The organism is Lentilactobacillus buchneri, from assembly GCF_018314255.1.
Lineage (GTDB): Bacteria > Bacillota > Bacilli > Lactobacillales > Lactobacillaceae > Lentilactobacillus > Lentilactobacillus buchneri.
The window spans coordinates 1,387,988-1,409,498 of record NZ_CP073066.1; the positions used below are offsets into that span (position 1 = coordinate 1,387,988).

At 44.7% G+C, this 21,511-nt stretch carries 18 protein-coding genes; 17 read left to right on the plus strand and 1 reads right to left on the minus strand.

Annotation, left to right across the window (positions count from 1 at the left end; all coding sequences use genetic code 11):
• The first annotated feature begins 54 nt into the window (after nucleotides 1–54).
• The 11 genes from KE627_RS06660 (at nucleotide 55) to KE627_RS06705 (ending at nucleotide 14,809) form a co-directional block, all read left to right on the plus strand.
• Complete coding sequence (locus KE627_RS06660) at nucleotides 55–1,659, plus strand: glycosyltransferase family protein (protein WP_013728998.1); 1,605 nt, start codon at nucleotides 55–57, stop codon at nucleotides 1,657–1,659.
• A gap of 353 nt (nucleotides 1,660–2,012) precedes the next feature.
• On the plus strand, nucleotides 2,013–3,668 hold the full coding sequence (locus KE627_RS06665) for a Cna B-type domain-containing protein (protein WP_013728997.1): 1,656 nt from the start codon (nucleotides 2,013–2,015) through the stop codon (nucleotides 3,666–3,668).
• A gap of 153 nt (nucleotides 3,669–3,821) precedes the next feature.
• Nucleotides 3,822–4,475, plus strand: a complete 654-nt coding sequence (locus KE627_RS12315) for a glycosyltransferase (RefSeq protein ID WP_225424183.1) — start codon at nucleotides 3,822–3,824, stop codon at nucleotides 4,473–4,475.
• Nucleotides 4,476–4,478: 3 nt separating this feature from the next.
• Nucleotides 4,479–5,171, plus strand: coding sequence for a glycosyltransferase family 2 protein (locus KE627_RS12320; protein ID WP_225424184.1), 693 nt, complete (start codon nucleotides 4,479–4,481; stop codon nucleotides 5,169–5,171).
• Nucleotides 5,172–5,586: 415 nt separating this feature from the next.
• Entirely contained in the window at nucleotides 5,587–6,618 is a 1,032-nt protein-coding gene (locus tag KE627_RS06675; RefSeq protein ID WP_013728995.1) for an ABC transporter ATP-binding protein, read from the plus strand.
• Complete coding sequence (locus KE627_RS06680) at nucleotides 6,605–7,585, plus strand: ATP-binding cassette domain-containing protein (protein ID WP_013728994.1); 981 nt, start codon at nucleotides 6,605–6,607, stop codon at nucleotides 7,583–7,585. Before KE627_RS06675 ends, KE627_RS06680 begins: the two co-directional genes overlap by 14 nt.
• Complete coding sequence (locus KE627_RS06685; RefSeq protein WP_013728993.1) at nucleotides 7,585–8,544, plus strand: ABC transporter permease; 960 nt, start codon at nucleotides 7,585–7,587, stop codon at nucleotides 8,542–8,544. The genes KE627_RS06680 and KE627_RS06685 overlap by 1 nt, the downstream gene beginning before the upstream one ends.
• A gap of 12 nt (nucleotides 8,545–8,556) precedes the next feature.
• A complete protein-coding gene (locus KE627_RS06690) occupies nucleotides 8,557–9,510 on the plus strand; it encodes an ABC transporter permease (protein ID WP_013728992.1) in 954 nt (317 codons plus the stop codon).
• A 94-nt stretch (nucleotides 9,511–9,604) separates the two neighbouring features.
• Nucleotides 9,605–11,404: an oligopeptide ABC transporter substrate-binding protein gene (locus KE627_RS06695; RefSeq protein ID WP_056938912.1), complete on the plus strand. Its 1,800-nt coding sequence runs from the start codon at nucleotides 9,605–9,607 to the stop codon at nucleotides 11,402–11,404.
• 482 nt (nucleotides 11,405–11,886) lie between these two features.
• Entirely contained in the window at nucleotides 11,887–13,776 is a 1,890-nt protein-coding gene (locus tag KE627_RS06700; RefSeq protein WP_056938913.1) for a S53 family peptidase, read from the plus strand.
• A 109-nt stretch (nucleotides 13,777–13,885) separates the two neighbouring features.
• Nucleotides 13,886–14,809 carry a glutathione S-transferase C-terminal domain-containing protein gene (locus KE627_RS06705; protein WP_013728989.1) on the plus strand — a complete coding sequence of 308 codons (924 nt, stop codon included), beginning with the start codon at nucleotides 13,886–13,888 and terminating at the stop codon, nucleotides 14,807–14,809.
• 7 nt (nucleotides 14,810–14,816) lie between these two features.
• Here the strand turns inward: KE627_RS06705 and KE627_RS06710 are convergent, their stop codons facing one another.
• The gene (locus KE627_RS06710; protein ID WP_056938914.1) at nucleotides 14,817–15,809 is read right to left on the minus strand and encodes a helix-turn-helix domain-containing protein; all 993 of its coding nucleotides are present in this window, start codon (nucleotides 15,807–15,809) and stop codon (nucleotides 14,817–14,819) included.
• A 98-nt stretch (nucleotides 15,810–15,907) separates the two neighbouring features.
• Between KE627_RS06710 and KE627_RS06715 the strand changes: the two genes are divergently transcribed.
• The 6 genes from KE627_RS06715 (at nucleotide 15,908) to KE627_RS06740 (ending at nucleotide 21,510) form a co-directional block, all read left to right on the plus strand.
• The gene (locus tag KE627_RS06715) at nucleotides 15,908–17,179 is read left to right on the plus strand and encodes an MFS transporter (protein WP_056938915.1); all 1,272 of its coding nucleotides are present in this window, start codon (nucleotides 15,908–15,910) and stop codon (nucleotides 17,177–17,179) included.
• Between the two features lie 284 nt (nucleotides 17,180–17,463).
• Complete coding sequence (locus tag KE627_RS06720; protein WP_013728986.1) at nucleotides 17,464–17,925, plus strand: hypothetical protein; 462 nt, start codon at nucleotides 17,464–17,466, stop codon at nucleotides 17,923–17,925.
• 198 nt (nucleotides 17,926–18,123) lie between these two features.
• Nucleotides 18,124–18,591, plus strand: a complete 468-nt coding sequence (locus tag KE627_RS06725) for a hypothetical protein (RefSeq protein WP_013728985.1) — start codon at nucleotides 18,124–18,126, stop codon at nucleotides 18,589–18,591.
• 214 nt (nucleotides 18,592–18,805) lie between these two features.
• Nucleotides 18,806–19,069, plus strand: a complete 264-nt coding sequence (locus tag KE627_RS06730; protein WP_013728984.1) for a hypothetical protein — start codon at nucleotides 18,806–18,808, stop codon at nucleotides 19,067–19,069.
• Between the two features lie 310 nt (nucleotides 19,070–19,379).
• Nucleotides 19,380–20,987, plus strand: a complete 1,608-nt coding sequence (locus tag KE627_RS06735; RefSeq protein WP_013728983.1) for a putative polysaccharide biosynthesis protein — start codon at nucleotides 19,380–19,382, stop codon at nucleotides 20,985–20,987.
• A gap of 94 nt (nucleotides 20,988–21,081) precedes the next feature.
• Nucleotides 21,082–21,510 carry a GNAT family N-acetyltransferase gene (locus KE627_RS06740; protein WP_013728982.1) on the plus strand — a complete coding sequence of 143 codons (429 nt, stop codon included), beginning with the start codon at nucleotides 21,082–21,084 and terminating at the stop codon, nucleotides 21,508–21,510.
• Nucleotide 21,511 lies beyond the last annotated feature (1 nt).

The window sequence follows — 21,511 nt, forward strand, 5'->3', positions numbered from 1 at the left end:
TGTTTTGGTGTATCATCAAATTGTTGGCAAAACAGAAGATGGGGTGGGGGAACGATGATGATCAAACAGTCCAAGCTGATTAAAGCGGCTTATTTCAGTATCACCATTTTGGCAGTTATTTGCGTTGTTTGGCTAATGGCTGGAACAGTCACTGGTTATTTTCGGGCAAGCTATAAGACCTTTACACCTAGTGTTAACGGTCTTACTGTCAGTGTTATTGTGAGTATGATTGCGGCCGTTTTGTTGTGGTACATTGGCAAGTGGTTTGCCGGCAGATTTACCGGATGGTTTGTGGCTTTTATCAGCATCATGGCGATTCCAAAACTGATTCTGGTATTTGCCTTCAAACTTAATCCAATATCTGATATGTATAGTTACAATGCTTTAGGTGGGTCCGCCGCTAATCAGGATTCTTGGGCGTGGATGTATCATGTTGGCGTCCTGGACTTGGACAGTATTTTTCCACATGTCTTGCACATTGCCAATTTGTATAACGTGCTGTTTAGAATTTCGATCAATTCGCCAAAGGTCGTTCAGGTATTCAATATCGCCTGTAGTGTATTGACGACTTTTTTGATTTTAGCGATTGTCACGTATTTCTTTAATCGGACAATCGGGATGTTTGCCGCTCTGACGTTCTTTTTCCTGCCAACCTGGTATCTTTACACAACATTGATTGGTGCTGAACCTGCGTGGTTGCTCGCACTGTTCTTGAGTATGTATTTTCTGATCAAATTGTTGGCATATCGGTCGTTAAAGGATTGGCATCCTTGGGTCACAATCGGATTGATTATTGTCCTGTTGTTTTTCGCTCAATCCATTCGACCATTATCGATGGTTTTTGTCATTGGGTATGTTTGCTTTGTGTGGTTCAGGTTAAGTGAACAGACCACCAAAGAAAATAGAGCTGACTTTTGGGTTCCACGAATCGGCATCCTCGCCGTCATGTTGGGGTTCTTTGCTTTAAATCAACTCCAGCCAAGAATTGATCGCTTCTATTTTGGGGTGCCGATTGCAGATGCCAAAATTGGTGAACAATACACGCTGGCGACGGGAACCAACCCCAAGACTGGCGGCGTTTACAATTACAACATGATTCTAAAACTTGAAAAATATAATCATAATCAGAAGCTCACAAATGAACAGCGGTTTGCTGGATTTGAAAAGGTCCTTTCAAAACAATTAAAGGCTAATGTCGCTGGTATCAAAGCCCATGGCACTTGGAAACATTTCTTCTATGACAAAAACGAAACCCTGATGAAGCCGGACTATGGACCTGTCTTGTTTTACTCAAATACCAGGAAAAAGACTGATCAATTTCAAGTGATGCCACGTCACATGATTAACGGCCTGACAAATCTGGTCACCGGAAACCAAGTGGTCATGTTATTGCTGGTTATCATTGGGTTGCTGGCGCAATTTGTTGCTTATCGGATTGACTCCAAAGTTAATCGTGAACGTAACGGCGTCCTATTGAGTGACACCATCATGATTGGATTGACCATTATTTTTCTGCTGGTGGAGGTGCAAAGCCGATATCAGATTGCATTTTATGTTCCATGGACCATTTTAAGTGGTCTGGGAATGGGACATCTGATGCCGACTTTTCAAGTTAAAAATGACAGTGGCTCGAAAAATGATCAGCATGAAAGATCATGAGTTGTGTTGTCAATCCTAAACACATGAATATAGTAAAATAAACAAAATGTAATAAAGGACCAACTTTCCACTAGAAAAGTTGGTCCTTTTTAGTCACTTACTAAAATTATGAGGATATACATAACTAATTGAATATATCGAAAAATTGTGACATTTTACTGAGAAATTAATTTCATTTCTCAAAATACCTTGTCACGATACGATTCTAGCGTTACGATTTAACTATACCGCAGTTACACAAGGGGAAATATGCCGATAACGTACTGGGAATACGCGGGTTGCGAGGCATTATTAATGTGTAATGACGGTGCAATACCGACTTAATCGGAAAATTTCATATTTAGGGGGAATATATGATGAGTTGTTCATTTCATAAGCTGCATAATTTTGTTGTGGCGCATTTTAAGCTGCTAAGTATCATTGCAATCTTTCTTTGCACGTTTGCTTCGGCAGCCGCTGTTTCTGACAGTGCAAGTGCTGCCGATATTGATTCGACAATTACCGGACTGTCTGCCACGTCCGCCAAAGAAGACGGTGCGACCGTGTTACCTGCTGTTTCACAACAGTGGTATGCCGGTCCGGTCCACACACTGGATTATGATTTTAAGATTGCTGACGGGACAACTGTTAATAACGGTGATACTGCCACAGTCACGTTACCGACTGGTGCAACATTTCGAACACCAGAGAAATTTGATATCAAATCAAGCAACACCAACGAAACGGTTGGCCAATTTGTTGCCAATCCAAAGGCCACGACTGGGCAAATTACGTTCAGTAACGCGGCTTATTGGGCCAAATACAACACCAACCGGCACGGGTCATTGGAATTCTCAGTCACCGGTACCCGCGCATTTACCCCCAGCTATCCAGTGAACGTTTTTCTTGCCAAAAATGGTTGGGGCATCAACGAAACTGTCCGTCCGAATGGGACTTTGGCGCAAGTAAACTGGCAGGTCTTGGTTAACCCCAATAACCGCCAGTTGAACAATGTCCAAGTTGAAGATACTTTGGGCAATACAACCGCACAAACCTTTGATCCTAAATCAGTAACGGTGACTGACAATGCCGGCGGCCAAACAATCGCTGCCAGCCATTACACCATCACCCCAACTGATTCTGGATTCACTTTCCAGTGGAATGGCACACTGGATAAGGCAATTAATATTATGTATCATTCCGACATCAGTAACGATAATGAATACAGCCTTTACGGTACTGAATTGGATTTGCCAAACACGGCCTCAATTACGGCCAGTGACATCACGACAGCTGCCGCCGGAACACCCGTTACGACTTCAAACACCAAGACGGTGGTTCTGACAATGGGTAAAGGTTCCGCAACCGGTGATCACACCGACGCCACCACGAGTCTCACTGTCAAAAAGGTCTGGCAGGATGTTCCTGATGGTGTCACCACACCAGCTGTTACTGCTAAGTTGTACGCGGACGGCAAGGATACCGGCAAGACGGTTACCCTCAATGAAGCTAATTCATATCAGGCTCAGTTTAACGGCTTGGCCAAATTTGCCAAAGACGGTCACGCAATCAGTTACACGGTCAACGAAGCTTCAGTGCCGGAGGGTTATAAGAGTGATCCGGATGGTAACAAGCCGCAGGCACCCGATAGTAATGGCGTAGTTACCCTTACCAATGTTTATCAGAAGAAACCGCAATGCTTCACCTATGTTCACGTCATAAAGACCTGGAAGAACGTGCCATTTTGGAAGTGCACTCCACGGGTTCATGTGACGTTGTATCAAAATGGGGTTCCATATCGATTTAGAACATTAAGCTATTTTGATTGTTACCGAACGACTTTTCGTTACTTGCCGCAGTATGACAGTCAAGGAAACCAGTTTGTGTACACAGTCGCTGAAGACTACGTCCCATTTGGCTACAAGACTAAGACCCCAGGTCAGCAAACACCAGACGCCAATAATAATGTCAACTTGATCAACGTTTATAACAAACGTCATCATCACTTCATTCCGTGCTGGGGATGGTAACACCAGATTGTAGAATGGTGTGATTAATCCCAGAGCTTAAGTAAATCAAGCAATTGTTCCTGATTGATGGGGATGATTGCTTGATTTACTTAAGCGGCTGGCGGTCGTCTTGATTCATGACAACGCCAAATCAGTTTGCACGGAGGTGATTACATGGACATATGGGTTATCATTTGGGTCTTCTTATTCATCTCATTGTTTAGTACCATGGGATTTGGCATTCTCAATCTCTTCAATATTTTTTGCCATAAAAATGCTGAGGCCCATTATTCGGTTGATATTCAGCGAAAAGTTAAGCATATGTATATTATGATGCCGGCACTCAATGAAGCGAATGAAATTGAAGCCACTGTTAGCCGGCTGTTGCGGGCAATGAGTCCACTTCCCTGTAAGACGACTTTGATTATCATTAACGATGGTTCAGACGACGGCACGGATGTGAAATTACAAAGATTCGTGGGCAATAACCGGGTGCACATTTTGACTCGCAAACTGCCTCATGCCAGAGAAGGTAAGGGGAAAGCTCTCAACGATGGCCTAAAGTGGATTACAACGCAAACCCACGACTTCAAACAGACGGTTGTCGGCGTAATCGACAGCGATTCAAAACCCAGCTTCAAGATTTTGTTGAACATTTTCAATGGTTTTACCCATTCCAATTATGATTTATTACAAACCGGCATCTCGATCAGCAACATTCATAACTTTCTGACTTTGATGCAGGAATTTGAGTTTGGCGTTCCCAACTTCTTACAGCAGATTATCCGCATGGGCTGGGGGAGTGCGATCGCGTCCGGCAACGGCTAGTTCATGACCTTGGAAATGGCCACCCAAATCAAATGGAATAATTCACTGCTCGACGATTTGGAATTTAGTATCAACGGTTTGCTGCATGGTTTTAATGGTGGGTTTCTTGCCAACACCTTTATGCCTCAAGAAGGCGTCAATCAATACAAACCCTTAATCAAGCAGCGTGTCCGCTGGTGTCAAGGCGGGATGCAGTGTCTCAAACGATACGGCAAGCGGGTTTTCTTCTCCAAGAAAATCCCACCAAAGCTTAAAACTGATTTAATCATCTTTATGATTCTGCCGTTTTTCTCGATGCTGTTTACATTCAGCTCGTTGCTGGCAACCATTGTGATGACCTATCATTTGGTCGTGTTCCCTCGAAAGACCATGATGGTAGTTGGCACGGTTATCTTAATAGGGATGCTGATTACTTATTTGATGATTTTTTTGGCCAATCGATTGATGAGACAGCCTAGCGATCACTTTAATTATCGGGATACGGTTGTCATGGTTGAAGGTAACCTGATTTACTCATGGATGCTGACACCGGTTGCCTTTATTTCTTTTTATCGCTTGGTGACCAAGCGCAGTGACTGGGCGAAGACTGCTCATGGAAGAGCTAGCCAATCACTTCGAAGTGCAATTCCAAAGCGAATGGTGTACGGCCGTTCCTATAAAACCAGCGGTGCAGAAGAGGGATCAGGGAGACGATGACTGACAGAGTTTTGGTCCTCTCATTTAAAAAGAAGCTGTCACATTCTCCAATCAAGGGATTCATACAAAGTTAATAGTCTTAAGAAGTAGGCCGAGACAACTGGATTAAGGGTTGTCTCGGCTTTTTTGCGCTCTTCTTTCAGCTAGCGGGAGCGTTGCCGTTGATTCTTAATTTTAAAAGAATCCAGTAATCATTTTAGAATCGCGAACAACCGATTAACGCCTTTCAAATGGGGTTTCAGACACATATCTCATCACCTTGTTCATCCTTAAATAACAAATATTTACAAAAAACACTTAACATGGTTTGAAATGAGAATACAATGAGAATATAATGTTTTCTAATTAAACAATCATACCGTTCATTAATTTTTAATGTTTATACATAAATACATTGCCAAAAGGAGATATTCTCGTGGTTGATACAAATTCTGACCAATTCTTGAGCATCAAAAATGTCAGCACCGCATTCAAGATTAATGGTCAATACTATGATGCCGTTTCAAACGTCAACCTTGAAGTAAAGCATGATGAAATTCTCGCAATTGTGGGGGAGTCCGGTTGTGGGAAGAGTACTTTGGCAACCACCATTATGGGGCTGCATGATCCGGAAGAAACTCAAATTTCCGGGGAAATCGATTTTGAGGGAACCGATTTATTGAAACTTGATGAGAAGGGCTATAACCAGGTTCGGGGAGCCAAAATTGGCATGATTTTCCAGGACCCACTGTCAGCTCTGAACCCATTAAAACGAATTGAAGATCAGATTCAAGAAGTGATGGTTTATCACACCAAGATGACCGAAAAACAGCGTCATGCCCGGGTGATTGAATTGCTGAACCAAGTTGGCATCGAAGATCCTGAACGGACCGCGCACCAGTTTCCACATCAACTTTCCGGTGGGATGCGCCAACGAATTATTATTGCGATTGCAATCGCTTGTAAGCCCGACTTAATCATCGCGGACGAACCGACAACCGCTTTGGATGTCACGATTCAGGCCCAAATATTGGATGTTTTAAGAGATATTCAAAGAGAAAACCACGCCGGCATTATTCTGATTACCCATGATCTCGGGGTTGTCGCCGAAACAGCCGACCGGGTTGCTGTCATGTATGCCGGCCAAATTGTCGAACAGGGAACTGCCGCTCAAATCTTTAATGAGCCCAAGCACCCTTATACCCGCTCACTGCTTAGATCGATGCCGCAGCGGGACAACGAAAATGATGAGCTCTATGTGATTAAGGGCATGGTACCGTCACTTCAACGGATGCCAAAGGATGGCGATCGATTTGCACCGCGGATTCCTTGGATTCCAGCCTCGGCTCACGAAGCCCATCCAGCCATGCACGACATTGGCGACAATCACTTAGTCCGCTGCACCTGCTATAAAGACTTTTATTTCCCAGACCAAGTAAAGGAGGGCGCCGGTCATGAGTCTAATTGAAATTAACGGCCTTAAGGTTCATTATCCGATTCGCGGCGGCTTCTGGAACCGCGTCGTCGATAACGTCAAAGCGGTTGACGGGGTCACCTTCGATATTGAAGCTGGCGAAACCTATGGCCTGGTTGGTGAGTCTGGCTCCGGTAAATCAACAACCGCCAAAGCAATCATCGGCTTGGAAAAAGCAACCGCCGGAACCGTTATGTACAAAGGAAAAGACGTCACGAAGGGCGAAAATCGGCGCAAACTCGATTATAACCGCGACGTGCAAATGATTTTCCAGGATTCGCTTTCGAGTCTAAATCCCCGTAAACGAATCGAAGATGTCATCGCGGAACCACTGCGCAATTTTGAGCATCTCGATAAAGAAGAAGAAAAGCTCCGGGTTCTTCAATTGTTGGATATTGTCGGCTTGGACGCTGATGCCCTATACAAATATCCCCACCAATTTTCAGGCGGCCAGCGACAACGAATTGGCGTTGCAAGAGCAGTCGCCACCCATCCAAAATTGATTATCGCAGACGAACCGGTATCTGCCCTGGACCTTTCCGTTCAAGCCCAGGTGCTGAACTTCATGAAGAAAATTCAACGTCAGTTTGGAATTTCCTATCTCTTCATCTCCCATGATTTAGGAGTTGTTCGTCACATGTGCAAGAACATCGCCATCATGACCCGCGGCCGAATCGTTGAGGTTGGGACCCGGGATGATATCTACAATAATCCAATGCACATTTATACCAAACGCCTGCTGGCTGCGATTCCTGAAACCAACGTGAATCATCGAGAGGAGCACCGCAAGCATCGTTTAGAGATTGAGAAAATTTACCAAGAACAGCAGAAAACTTATTACGATCAAGACGGCATGGCGTTTCCACTCGTCAAAGTCTCACCAACTCACTCGGTGGCTTTACCGCCTGAGTTAGCTAAGGAATTTGAACAGCAGTCTGAGAACAAGGGGGTAAACGTCTGATGTGGAAAACAATTTTACGCCGGGTCTTAATTATGATTCCGGAATTAATTATCTTGAGTATTTTGGTTTTCTTGCTGGCCAAGGCCATGCCTGGTGACCCATTTACCGGGTCAATTAACCCCCGAGCTGATCCTGCTCAAATTCATCATTTAATGGAAATCCATGGATTGTACGATCCCTGGTACCAGCAATACTGGAACTGGGTTGTTCATTTGTTCCACGGCGATCTGGGGATGAGTTATGAGTACCAGGAACCAGTTGTTGATTTGATTCAACAGCGGGGTGCCAATACTTTATGGCTCGCATTATTCACAATGGTTTTGACTTACGGGATCGGTCTGCCGCTTGGGATGTACGCTGCCCATCATGAAGGCAAACTGCAAGACACTTTGGTACGTGTATATACATATGTCACAATGTCGATTCCATTCTTCGTTGTTTTAGTTATCGGAATTTGGATTTTTGGTTACGCATTGAACTGGTTCCCAACCAGTGGATCAGTTTCCGCTCAGGCAAGCGGACTTGGCGGGACGGTGTTGTCCCGGCTCGACCACATCATTTTACCCGGGCTTTTAGGAGCGTTGTTTGGAACTGTCAACATCGTTCAGTACCTGCGTTCAGAAGTCATTGATGCCAAGCACTCCGATTACGTCCGCACCGCTCGTTCCAAAGGGGTGCCGATGAAGGATATTTATCGTCACCATATCTTCCGTAACTCACTGTTGCCAATCGCCGCTTTTGCCGGATACTCCATCACTGGCCTGCTTGGTGGGTCGATCTTTACTGAAATGGTCTTCTCTTATCCTGGTATGGGGCTCTTATTCTTGAACGCCATCAACTTCCGGGATTACACCGTCATTACCGCGTTGGTGCTGCTATATGGCTTCCTGAACTTGCTGGGAACTTTGCTTTCAGACATTGTCTTGAGCATCGTTGACCCACGAGTTCGGGTTGAGTAGGGGGTGCTGAAGATGAAACGAGATATTGAAGACGCAACGACCATTTCCAAAGAGGACCTCGCTAAATTAACTAAAGAAGCCAATGAAGAAGCCACCCCGTCACGGCTTAAAATCATGTGGGGTGAGTTTAAGGCTGATAAACCGGCGATGGTTTCCCTCTTCTTATTAGTATTCTTTATTCTGTTTGTGATTATCGCTTCAGAATTCATTGATGTTCCCAAAATGATGGAAACCAACATCATGGGCTACTACAATAAGCCCTTTACCCCGGATTACTGGCTGGGTGCCGATGCTGGTGGCCGTTCCATTGCCAAAGAATTAATCGTTGGCTCACGTAACTCAATTTCGATTGCGATTGGTTTGACGATCATCTCATCAACTTTTGGTATCTGCTGGGGTCTGGTTTCCGGGTACTACGGCGGCTTGGTTGATTTGGCCATGCAGCGTGTTTATGACTTCATGATGATTATTCCAATGCTGATGACAATTATTGTGATTGTGACGATTATTCCACATTACAATGCCATCACGTTGACGCTGATCCTGTCGATCTTCTATTGGATGGGAACTTCACGACTCATCCGTTCGCGAACGTTAGCTGAATCGCAAAAGGATTACGTCGCAGCTTCCAAGACTTCCGGTACCAGTAATTTTAAGATCATTTTTAGAGAAATTATGCCAAACATTTCGTCATTGATCATTGTTGATACTACTTTGTCATTCGCTGAAAACATTGGTGTTGAAACTGGACTGTCATTCTTGGGCTTTGGCCTGCCAATGGGAACCCCATCACTAGGAACTTTGATCGCCAATGCCAACGACCCTGAAAATATCACTCAGTACTGGTGGACTTGGTTGCCCGCCGCAATTGAGATTATCGTTTTGTGTCTGTCAATCAGTTATATTGGCCAAGTCATGCGTCGAACCACCAACGCTGCTCAACGGCGTGGTCAGGATCAAAAGTAAAAATTGGGCATTAAAGGAGATGATGCGGTTTTTGCATATTGAGGTGAGGTTTAGTTGGTAGTGTAGTTCAAATATAGATTTGGAGGGATGTTTCATGAGCAAAAAGAAATGGCTCACAGCCGGAATTGCGATGCTGTCAGTTATGACACTCGCTGCTTGCTCTAATGGTAAGAGCAGTGAATCAGGCGCCGGCAAGCATGTTTCAATGTCAGCTACATATAGTGGCCCTGGTAAGGCGACTACAGCAGGAAATAATAGTACTTTGAAGGTTGCTGAAGTTAATGATGCCCCATTTGCCGGGATTTCAGCACCAACTTTGGCAAGTAACGCAGAAGATCAAGATGTCTTTTCACCTGGTGGTATGGGCAATATGTTCAATGTAACGAAGGACTATAAGATTGTGAATGGCGGCCTTGCCAACCAGAAGATTGATCGTAAAGCCAAGACCATTACAATTACCCTTCGTAAGGATGCTAAATGGTCAAATGGTGCTAAGGTAACCGCCAAAGATGTCGAATATCCATATGAAATCATCGGTAATAAGAGCACCACGTCTCAACAGTATTCAGCTGATTATGCTGCCATTAAAGGGATGGCTGCTTACCATGCAGGGAAAGCCAAGACTATTTCAGGCATTACATTCCCTGATGGTCAAAATGGTCGAACCACTGTTATCCATTACAGTAAGATGTCACCTTCAATGAAGTATGCCGGAAACTCATTTGTCTGGACAACTGTTGAACCATACGAATACTACAAAGGCATTCCAATTTCCAAGTTGGCTGCTTCAAGTAAAGTTCGTAAAAACCCAATTTTCGTTGGACCATATAAACTGGACAAAGTTGTTCAGGGTGAATCCACTAGTTGGTCACCAAACAAATACTACTATGGCAAGAAGCCACAAGTTAAACATATTACCATTCAAGTTGTTTCATCTAACAACATTCTGGCTGCTTTCAAGTCTAAGAAATATGACTTCGTTGCCGGTGGTGCTAACTCAGTTATGCCATCCAGTCAATATCCTAAGTTCAAGAAGTTGAGTGACTACGGAATTGCCGGTACTCCTTCAATGGGATACAGCTACTTTGGCTTTAATGTTGGCCACATGGACACTAAGACCGGATTGAATGTCATGGATAAGAATTCCAAGATGGCTAACAAGGATCTTCGTCGAGCAATGATTTACGCTGCGAATATTAATGCCGTTGAGAAGAAATTTGGAAACGGTGTTTCATGGCAAGCAAATACCTTGATTCCACCTGCATTCAAGGATGTCTATGACGCTAAGAACCCTGGCTTCAAGTACAACATGAAGAAAGCCAAATCACTTCTTGATAAAGCAGGCTACAAGAAGAGCGGCAAGTGGCGGACTGATCCAAATGGTAAAAAGCTGGTTATCCATTTGGGTGCAATGCAAAGCTCAGCTGCTACTGAAGCTGAGTATCAATTCTATCTGCAACAATGGCACAAGCTTGGTTTGAACGTCAAGATGACCGGTGGTAAGCCAATGGAAATGAATAGTTTCTACGCAACCCTTCAAAAGCCAAAGCAAACATCCATTGATGTCTTCCTTGCTGCATGGTCACTTTCAACGGAACCAACACCAACTCAAATTTATGGTGTCGACGCACCATTCAACATGGGTCACTTTGCAACAAAGAAGAACACTGCTTTGATGAAGAGCTTGAACAATGATAAGGCTTGGAATCCAAAGTATCGTGCTCAACAGTACAAGAAGTGGCAACGTTACATGAACAGTCAAGCTGCTTACGCTCCTGAAAGCTTCAGTTTGGCATGGAGCCCAGTTAACAAGCGGGTTAAGGGCTACAGTGTTGCACCAACCAACAATGAATTCTGGAGCAACCTTTCATTAACTGCTGCAAATCCAAAATAAGAGTGGGACGCGAGGCGTTTTGATCCCAGAATTTAAGTGAAGAAACGAGTTATTCCTGTTTTTGGAATGACTCGTTTCTTTGCTTAAATGGCCGGGATCAGCCGATCGCCAAGTAGGCTAGACAGGCTTTCAGCCGGCCGTCGTTGCACGTTTTATCAATATAACATTGGTAATCAAAGCTAGATTGAAAGCTACCATAGCAGTTAATTTTCCAACTTTCTATAGTTCTATAGAAGCATCCCGAAAGTCTCTAAACTTTCAGGATGCTTCTTTGTGTATAAATACCCAATCCAAATGATTCTGTAACATTCTTGACATATTTACTTGAAACGTGTACTCTCGCAATAGTTGGAGATGTTTTTCGGCGCCTCGCAGATTGCGCCTTTTTACATATATTATGCAGTCCTGATGATTGGGGGATTATTCAGAACCGGTGTACTTCGACCACTATCATATTGAAAGTTAGAAAGAGGTTGGGAAGAATGAAGACAATCAATCATTGGCTGGTCGGTTTGGCCAGTTTAGCATTATTTGTGTCCGCAGCACCAATGACTCAAGCAGCTTCACAGAAGAAAGCGGCTGGGAAAGATCCTTATGGGATTCAGAAGATCCTTAAGAAACTCATGGCCAAGAAGACCATGTCCCCTAACAAGCAAGTCCAGTTGGACATTGTTTTGAAGCCCCAGAATGAAGATCAGATTACCAATCAGATATACGCCGTCAACACACCGGGTAATCCTGACTTCAAGAATTTCTATACGCCGCAGCACTTCCGTGACCAATTTGGTCAGCCAGCAAGTGTGACCGGTCAATTTAAGCCGTTTTTGAGCAAATATCATCTCAAATCAAGCACCTTTTCAAATGGACTGATCATCAAGGTCACTGGCAAGGCCAAGGATGTCAACAAGGCGTTCTCAACTAACCTGAAGACGGCGACCTACCACTCCAATCCGGTTCAATTCTCGTCCAAAAAGCCAGTGATGCCTGCCAACTTGGCCGACAAGGTGCTGACGGTCTTGGGGGTTACCACCTTCAATCAGGGCGGCAGCGGCCTGGTTTCCAGCAAAGCCAAGAGCAAGACACCCAAGGGTAAGATGAACCCGAAGGATTCTCCAAGCAAATTTGTCAATCACTACAATCTAAAACCACTGTATGACAAGGGCTATCAAGGCCAAGGTCAAACTGTTGGGATCATTACTTTTGCCGGCTTTAAGAAGAGTGACGCTGAAACCTTCTGGAAGGGTGAGGGGCTTGACGTGAAACCAAATCGCTTGAGCGTCAAGAAGATTGCTTCACCCGTCTACAGCTCAACTGGTCCTACTGGTCAGCTTGAAACCACCTTGGATGTTGAACAATCGGGTGCGATTGCACCACAAGCCAACGTCCGCGTCTACCAAGCCAACTGGAGTGACGTCGGGTTGACCAATGCCTACGCAACGGCATTCGATGAGAATAAGGCCAGCTCACTTTCAATGAGTTGGGGCTTAAATGAATACGTGACCCACTACTTGAATCAGAAGAAACTGCTGACACCGGTATATGGTCAGGCAATGAGCTTGTTGATGGCTCAGGGGGCTCTCCAAGGCATTTCAACCTTCGTTGCTTCTGGTGATACCGGAGCTTACGGGATGGGCGTTGGCGGCACGTTTGGCCCAATCAACATTCCTAATTACAGCACTTACGCTGATTTTCCATCAGACAATCCATGGGTTACTTCGACTGGCGGTACCACGCTGCCGTTTACTAAGAATCTTGGCGGTGGTGTGAAGATTTCCGTCGATAAGGAACGGGCCTGGGGTGCCGATTATATGTACAAGGCATACGCTAAGCACCGAAAGTTATTCCAAACCAACTTGAGTGCACTGCAAATGTTATATAGCGCTGGCGGCGGTGGCATCAGTAAGCTGTATGATACCCCAGCCTACCAGCAGGGTGTTTCCGGGGTTAATACCTTTAACGCGCGTCAATACCTTTCGAATTTGATGCAGCCGAGTCCCAACCCGGTTCTGGTCAGCGGCACCCAATATGGCCGGAACTATCCTGATGTCTCAGCTGATGCCGACGTCTTCACTGGTTACCAGATCTACACCAAGGCAACTGGTTGGAAGACGGTGGGTGGTACCAGTGCTGTTGCACCCCAATTTAACGGTGTGACTGCGGTTATTAACAGTGGTAAGGGAACTCGAATGGGCTTCTGGAATCCACAAATTTACGCACTGGCACAAGATCCGGAGAAGACACCATTTACGGTGCTGGATAGTGATTCGAACAACTCGAACCTGTACTATGTCGGCCAACCTGGCAAATTGTATAACCAGGCGACTGGGCTTGGTACTGTGAACTTTGAGAAACTTTATGATAGTTATCAATAATTAATCAAAAACGGAATTGCTCATTGCGAGTAATTCCGTTTTTACTTACTGACATTTAAGGTCGATCCGTGTACAGTAGAGGCAAATATGAGAGATTGGAGCGATGTTGATGAGTCAAAATGTGAAACGCGGGGATGCTTGTGCATTGCCGACACAAAAGAATGACGCGGGTTTTACTAAGAAATTTTCCACTGGTGAACTGCCGGTTGAACCTAACCGTTATCACTATGTCTGGGCGAAATTCTGTCCCTGGGCCACCCCGGCAGCGATGATGATCGATTACACCGGTTTGAACAAGGTGATTTCCAAATTTGCGACCTATCCCTTGCGTCATCCTGGCATTGATGACGACTGGTTCTTTGGCAAGAACGCTGACGATGAAGATCCGATGCTCCATACCACGCGGTTGTCGCAGAATTACAAAAAGGCCGTCCCGAACTTCTCGGCACGGCCAACGGTTCCGGCATTGATTGATTTAACTACCGGTGGCGTGGTCAATGATTCTTCACGAGATATTATGTTTGAATTGGGCGGATCTTGGAGGGGATATTTCGATCAAAATGTGCCAGACGTTTATCCAGACGATTTAAAGGCTGAAATTGACGCCATGAACACGCGCATTATTACCGACATCACGTCAATTCCGGGCAAGATTAACGACGTTGACTCGCAAGCCGAATACGACATGTTGTTCAATCAGTATTTTGATCGATTGGCGCAATTGGACCGGCGACTCGCTGACAAGCGCTTCTTAATGGGCGATCACATTACCCTGCCGGACTTTTGGCTGGTGGTCAGTTTGATTCGCTTTGATGTGGTGTTTTATTTCAAGAGCAAGCTGAATAAAAAACGGTTGGTTGATTTCCCTAATCTTTGGCGTTACGCGAAGGAATGCTACCAGATTCCGGCATTTAAGCAAAATACTGATTTCACCGCTATTAAGCAGCACTTCTTTCAAGTGAGCGATGATCCGGTGACTTCGTTTGATCGGGTCATTCCTGGTGGACCGGATTTGAGTAAATGGGAAGATTGATTTTGATTCAAAACAGAAAGATCATCGACTTCTCCGGATCACGCTGATTGCGTTTAATCTGTGGAATGATTTTGCTAATCAGGTCGGCTGGTTGGCGCAGATTTAATAGCTTGAACATGGCAGCGACATCGGTCATCATTTCCTCACCGACACTGCCGTTTGAGTCGATGTAATCGTACCAGCCCCGGTAAAACCGCAGCATGATCGCAAAGTTGCTATCGGCATCCTCCTCAAGTAATTTGGCAATTGAGTCCAGGGCTTCCTTTGCCCAAGCCATTTGGCGGAAATTAATGTAGGTTGAAAATAGGCCAAAGAGCAGTTCGAATCTCATTTGCGGCATCATCGGGAAGGTTTCTGTACTGGTGGTTCGCTTGATGGCGATTTTACTCAACCGATGGACGGTTTGAAGCGGCATGGCAAAGTGGCTGATACTAAAGAGCAAAATCTCAAACGTACTCCAATTGTCAATGTTATAGAGGTAAGTCACGATGGGCCGGCTCAGTTGGCGCAGCTTGGCAAAGGCGGTCTTCGGATCCCCTGCTGGTGAGGCGTCGTTTTGAATTAAGACTTGCTGAATTTGGTAGAGAATCGCCAAGTAGTGTTGCCAATTCAGGTTACCGGCATCCTCAAGCTGGTGGATTTTAGCGTCGTATTGTTCGATCGACCGGGGCAACGTCGCTGAAGTCTCTGAATCGCCCGTCAGACTGTTGAGTAACGTGACCATCGGCGTCATGAACGGCGCTGTCAGATAAATTGGATGGTGCGACATGAACGTCGACTTGATTGGCTGGATGGTGTCGCGTCCTTGAAGATAGAGGAACTCCTCGACTGAAAAATTAATTTTGCCCAGCAGATGAATCATTCGATTGAAGCTAATCTGTGAGCCACCCTTTTCAAATTTACTAATAAATGAAACGCTGTTTTCACTGTCAGCTACCTGCTGAAGTGTTAAATGGCGTTCTTTTCGTAACTGACGATATAAACATCCCGGTTCTTGCATCTGATCACCCCAAATTAATTCTCATATAGTGGAATTTTAATACTCTAAGTGTAATTCTCAGATAATGTATAAGCAAGCATTGAGAGAGAAGGGATCACATGCACTCATATTTTAGAAGTAAAGGCTACCGGGCATTGATGAACGCTGCCATTTTCAACGGGATTGGCAATAGCCTGTTCAATATTGTGTTTATCATTTATGCTGTCAGCTTGTCATTCAAAACGGCCGCCGTCAGTATTGCCTCATTCATAACCTACATACCAGAGATGATTAACGTGGTCCTTGGCTATTATGCCGATAATACCCATCATAAGTACGAGTGGATGGTCCTTGCCCGAGTCAGCCAGTTTACCTTGTTTATTGGGTTAGCCCTGATGATTGGCCTTCCGGGATCGACGCTGGTCTTTGGGGGCCTGTTGGCGATTAACGTGATCAGCGATTGTCTGGGAACATTTTCCGGCAGTCTTGAATTACCGTACTTCCGGTTTTTAATCCCCAACGAAGAAATGAACGATGCAATGGGATTTGAAATGGCGACAGAAACGACTTTGCAGATGGTTTTTCAAGGCGTCGGGGCCGTTGCGATTGTCTGGCTGAACCATAACTACGGGCTGTTTGGTGCCATCAATGCGGCGACTTTCCTAATCGCGGCAATCGTGATTTGGACTCGGCGGTCAATTTTTAAGGGAATTGATCCGAAGCTCAGCGTTAATCAGCCAAAATCAGCCACGCCCAAACAATCCTTGCTGAAAAGTTTGATCGTGACTGGTCATTTCATGATGTCCAAAAAGGTGGTTGTGGTTATTTTAGCTTTCGCATTTGTGATGAACACGATCGCCAGTGGGATGACCGGGTTGATTAATGTGTCGTTGCTGCACAACCAGGCGCTATGGCTGGGCAACTATGGCAACAGTGTTGCCTTGGTCAGCATCAGCATGTCCTTGGGAATGATTCTTGGCGCCGTCATTCAGCATGACTTTTTGGCAAACACAACCGTTGTCAGATTGGCAGCCTACATCAGTTGGATGCTGGTGTTGTTGGCAGCAACATTCCTAACGGGAATATCCATCATCTTGATTGCGGTGGTCTCGGTGATTACCGGCTACCTCTTAGGTAAAATCAATCCCCGGGTCTCGGCCATGTTCATCAAACTGATTCCCGATGACCGGCTGGGCGCATCAATGGGGTTCATTAACATGGTGCTCCTGATTGGCGCACCAATTGGCAGTGGTTTTTTCCTAACCGTCGCCAACTTGGGGAGTCAAGGTGTGTTTGCCAGCTGGCTGATTTTTGGCATCTGCTCATTTGGATTGGCCGTTGCCGCGATGGTCTGTGATCGGAAGATGGGTCGGGACTTTGTGGAAGCTTGAGGATGAGGTGTTGCAGGTAGCGATTGCCAATATTTTCGCTTCCTGCCAAGCCAATAGACGATATTCTTTGTGAAACCAGCAAAGAGTATCGTCTATTTATTTGTATCTGGCTACCTCACACACGACCCGAATCTCACAAGCAGATTATTACCAAAGCCCAGCTAATCGTTATATACTGCTCGTACCAGGATAAGTAAATTAGTGATTGAACGATAAGTTACCTATCCATCGTTGAACTTGTCAAGGGGGTTAACCGCAGTCGCTGCCAGAACGGAGGGATTACGATGACGGACACGTTGAAGTTAGCAGATTTTTTCTTGTGTTTTTTTCTGATTAGTTTATGGTTTGGGGATTTCTTTGCGAAGCAAAATGTTGGGAAGACCTCGACATATATTTCTGAGCTGCTGAAGAAGGACGCCAAAGGGCTCAAATTGGCATTGGCAAACGCGCCTAATTTATCAGCCGAAGCGCGGGCTTTGACCGAAAAGAAGGTCCGAGTGATTAATCGTTGGTATTTTTTGGCCAATAAGACCGGGACGATGTTGGCGATTCTAGCCCTTCAGCAAGCCCTGGTAATTTACGCCAAGCAGAATTGGGGCTTAGTGGCCATTGAAATTTCGATTCTGGTGATTTGTGGGCTGATTTTGGCCGCGGATCTTCGGGTGAATATCGTCCGCAACCAGCTGGAAAAAGTCCTCAAACCATACGAAGATCGATTATGGTTTGAATATCGGTTAAGGAGTTGAAGATGTTGGACCAAATGGAAAAGTGGGTCAGTTGGAATTGATGATGATCAATTTCAGCTGACTTTTTGTATTCCGTGGTAACTGCCAATTTAGTAGGATAATCAAAATAGGTCGTATCCTAGTTTGGAATTTTGCATGAAATTGAATTATCTGTTAGACTACTTCCAATTGCTTTTTTGCAAATGAAAGGACAGTTCGATGAAATTTAGCAAAACTTTATCATTCCTCGCCGTTACGCTTGGAGTTGGCATCATTGCCATCGAAGCGCAGCCGGCTGCCGCCAAGACCACGACCCACGCCGTTCCGACGACGCTGCAGGGAACTTGGTTTGGTAAGTATCACGATGACCTGTTTGGCAACGTTCCGGTTAAGTACCGGCTGACCAAATATTCATTCCGTCAGGGCTCATCGAAGGCATCTGAAAAAGCCGATGCCAGAACCTATTACGTTAACATCAAAAAATATCGACAAACTAAGAGCAAGTCTTACTTGTTCAAGGTTGCCAATAAAGCGAACAGTCACGGTTACTGGAAGTTGACCTTGTTGTCACAGAATCAGCCTGTGTACTTGAAGCACGTGAAGCATAACGGCAAGACGGCTTTGAAGATGTATTATAAATCAAGTGATACGCATAAGGCCCAGACCAGCTACTTCTATCATCAATAAATTGTATTTAGGCGTTTGACACAAGTGATTAACTTGTGTTGGGCGCTTTTTTGCTGGGGTAACCTCATTTGACATTAAAAAATTAAATTTGACTTTCTTTACGATTTTTGGTGAAATAAGGGTCAATAAATTGGTATGATGTACCTAGAGATATCGCTTCTCTTTTGGCGGTATGATGACACTAAATATAACTGATGATTGTGAGGAATTGCTAATGAGTAAAATTTCGATACAAGGCAGTTTAGAGACTAAGCAGATTGTGGGCAGTTATTCCGACGTGGAGAAGAAAATTGTCGCAGATCTGGATTCAGCACAGGTAAAAGACGGCAAGAAGCCATTTTCAAAGATTGCTGACGAGGTTGTCATCGAACCATATAAGGATGGCGCCTATTCATATCATGCAATGTTAACAGAAGCAGCAAAAATGTACGATCTGTCACCGGATATCCAAAAGAACGCGCAGGTATCGGAAGACTAGAGTGCGGATCAGCCCAGTTAGCCCCGGTGTATAAGGCGAAAAGGCGGATTGACCAGCGGGCTATGCTGGTTGATTCGGCTTTTTGCCTTATACGTTAGGGTCTGGGCTGAGTAGCACATTTCGCAACCAAACAAATTAAAACCAACAGTGTCCAAAACAAAATTTTCCTGTTTTTGTTTTGGACACTGTTTTTATTAAGACCAACAAGTTCTCAAAAAACGCAAACCAAGTTTCTGATTTGATAGCAAACTTTTGCGAAAGATATTATAATATTGGTTATGATTGAAATATAGAAAGTGTGCATGTCGCCATGAACAAAAAAATTATGTCAGGATCCTTCTGGCTTTCATTTGGCAGTATCTTTTCCCGGGTTCTGGGGATCCTCTACCTGATTCCGTGGTTGTATATGATTGGGTCACCCGAGCACAAGAACGTTGCCATGGCTTTATTTAACGCCTCTTATAATCCATACGGCCTCTTTATCGCACTGGGAACAGCCGGATTTCCCTCCGCAATTGCCCGGCGGGTTGCGATTTATAACGGTCAAAATAAATTTTTGAATTCACGTCAACTTGCCAAAGTTGGCTCTTTTGTCATGCTTCTCTCCGGAGTTGTTTGTGGGGCAGTCCTTTGGGTGATTGCGCCGCTAATCGCCAAGAATAGTCCGGTGGTTTCCACTCAAAGTGCTGTGACTTCGATTCGCGTGCTGGTGCCGGCAATTGTGATTTTGCCGTCAATGAGCAGTGTCCGTGGCTGGTTCCAGGGTAACCAAGACCTCAAACCGTACGGCGTGTCTCAGCTCTGGGAACAGTTCGTGCGGATTGTCTTTATTCTGGTGTCAACGTATCTGGTGATTGACGTTTTTCACCGCAGTTATATCGAGGCGGTGTATTTAAGCGTCATGGCGGCCTTTGTTGGCGCTTTGGCCAGTTACCTTTACCTGGGGCTGTATTATCGTAAACAATCGGCGCATTACGCTGAAATGGCCAAGAAGAGCGCGCCGTTTGACTTGACTAGTATCAAGAAGATTTTCACGATGATTGCCTATGAATCGATTCCCTTTGTCATTGTTGGCTCCGGGATTACCCTCAGTCAGTTGATTGATCAGTTATTCTTCAAACAGGTTATGCAGGGCGTCCAGCATTTTTCGGCCGAATATACCCAGTACATCTACACGCTGTTTTCTGCCAATCCAACCAAAATTACCACGGTGGTCGTTTCACTGGCATTGGCTGTGGCCGAGACGACCCTGCCGCTGCTGGCAAACAGTCAGGCCTCCAAGAAAGGTGACGTCGGAGATTTGATCTTTCAAAATGTGAACATGCTGATGTTTGTCCTGCTGCCGATCGTGACCATTCTGTGTGGGCTGTCGTATGAAACTAATGGGATCTTCTTCTCATTCAGCCTGCTTGGCGGGAAATATCTGGCAGCCAATATTCTCCAAAGTTTAATGTTGGGACTGGCCATTAATGGCCTAACCCTACTTCAAGCGCTGCACTACAGTAAGAAGGCCATGTATTATCTGGTTGTCGGACTGGTTGCCAAATTGCTGTTCCAAATTCCATTGGTCATTTTGCTTCAAGGATTTGGAGCGATCATTTCCACCGCCATCGGTTTTGGCTTCATTTGTCTGTTAAGTTATGGCGAAATTATGTATGAGTTCCATGTCCCATTTGGACGATTGAAGGTCAGTGTCCTGGTTAACCTGCTGTTCTTTGTGATTGTGATGGCACTGACTTGGGGAACTCATCAATTGATCATGCCAAGCCGTTTGATTCCGGCATTCCTTTACTGCGTCGTCTTTGGTCTGGTGGCTCTTGCGATTTATATTTTTATGGCGAATCGGACGGGCCTATCGGAGACGATGTTTGATCATAAGCTTGGTTATAAGTATTTTAGGTATAAGCATTTTCAATAGAGAGTGGTTTACTTTTCTTCGTATCTAAAGGGTGAGGAGAAGGCAGAATAAGATTGGTAATATTCAAATTTGGAATATTCTGTTATAATTGAAAATGAAAGATGTTACTTTTGATGTTGTGACTGAAAAAATTTTGTCACTGGATACGAATGGATTTATCTTTAATTGGCATCAGTTAGTACCTAATGAAATTTTAGTTGGTGCATTTCTTAATTCAAATTTAGTCGGGCTAATTGGATTTGTTCGTGACTATCAGAGCTTATTTAATCGAGTTATTCTGATTGAAATTCAAAAAGAAAATCGTGGCTTGGGTTTGGGAGCTGCGCTATTGTCACTTGTAATGCAGGATTCTTTCTTGCAAGATGGATTTGAAGGCTATGTAGAATTAATTAGCAAATCCGATGGGACAGAGGCCTTTTATAAGCACTTAGGTGGCAACTTTTTGTCTTCACAAAATATAGTTTTCAATACTCAAGCCAGAAAATTAGTCGTTGAAAAGTACTGTCCGTGGAGAGGTATCTGAC

What these genes read in the sequence shown, in the direction of transcription:
- KE627_RS06690 (WP_013728992.1), top strand. Translation starts at nt 8,557, where the DNA reads ATGAAACGAGATATTGAAGACGCAACGACCATTTCCAAAGAGGACCTC.
- KE627_RS06685 (WP_013728993.1), top strand. Translation starts at nt 7,585, where the DNA reads ATGTGGAAAACAATTTTACGCCGGGTCTTAATTATGATTCCGGAATTA.
- KE627_RS06735 (WP_013728983.1), top strand. Translation starts at nt 19,380, where the DNA reads ATGAACAAAAAAATTATGTCAGGATCCTTCTGGCTTTCATTTGGCAGT.
- KE627_RS06725 (WP_013728985.1), top strand. Translation starts at nt 18,124, where the DNA reads ATGAAATTTAGCAAAACTTTATCATTCCTCGCCGTTACGCTTGGAGTT.
- KE627_RS06665 (WP_013728997.1), top strand. Translation starts at nt 2,013, where the DNA reads ATGATGAGTTGTTCATTTCATAAGCTGCATAATTTTGTTGTGGCGCAT.
- KE627_RS12320 (WP_225424184.1), top strand. Translation starts at nt 4,479, where the DNA reads ATGACCTTGGAAATGGCCACCCAAATCAAATGGAATAATTCACTGCTC.
- KE627_RS06660 (WP_013728998.1), top strand. Translation starts at nt 55, where the DNA reads ATGATGATCAAACAGTCCAAGCTGATTAAAGCGGCTTATTTCAGTATC.
- KE627_RS06700 (WP_056938913.1), top strand. Translation starts at nt 11,887, where the DNA reads ATGAAGACAATCAATCATTGGCTGGTCGGTTTGGCCAGTTTAGCATTA.
- KE627_RS06715 (WP_056938915.1), top strand. Translation starts at nt 15,908, where the DNA reads ATGCACTCATATTTTAGAAGTAAAGGCTACCGGGCATTGATGAACGCT.
- KE627_RS06710 (WP_056938914.1), bottom strand. Translation starts at nt 15,809, where the DNA reads ATGCAAGAACCGGGATGTTTATATCGTCAGTTACGAAAAGAACGCCAT.
- KE627_RS12315 (WP_225424183.1), top strand. Translation starts at nt 3,822, where the DNA reads ATGGACATATGGGTTATCATTTGGGTCTTCTTATTCATCTCATTGTTT.
- KE627_RS06680 (WP_013728994.1), top strand. Translation starts at nt 6,605, where the DNA reads ATGAGTCTAATTGAAATTAACGGCCTTAAGGTTCATTATCCGATTCGC.
- KE627_RS06740 (WP_013728982.1), top strand. Translation starts at nt 21,082, where the DNA reads ATGAAAGATGTTACTTTTGATGTTGTGACTGAAAAAATTTTGTCACTG.
- KE627_RS06705 (WP_013728989.1), top strand. Translation starts at nt 13,886, where the DNA reads ATGAGTCAAAATGTGAAACGCGGGGATGCTTGTGCATTGCCGACACAA.
- KE627_RS06720 (WP_013728986.1), top strand. Translation starts at nt 17,464, where the DNA reads ATGACGGACACGTTGAAGTTAGCAGATTTTTTCTTGTGTTTTTTTCTG.
- KE627_RS06730 (WP_013728984.1), top strand. Translation starts at nt 18,806, where the DNA reads ATGAGTAAAATTTCGATACAAGGCAGTTTAGAGACTAAGCAGATTGTG.
- KE627_RS06695 (WP_056938912.1), top strand. Translation starts at nt 9,605, where the DNA reads ATGAGCAAAAAGAAATGGCTCACAGCCGGAATTGCGATGCTGTCAGTT.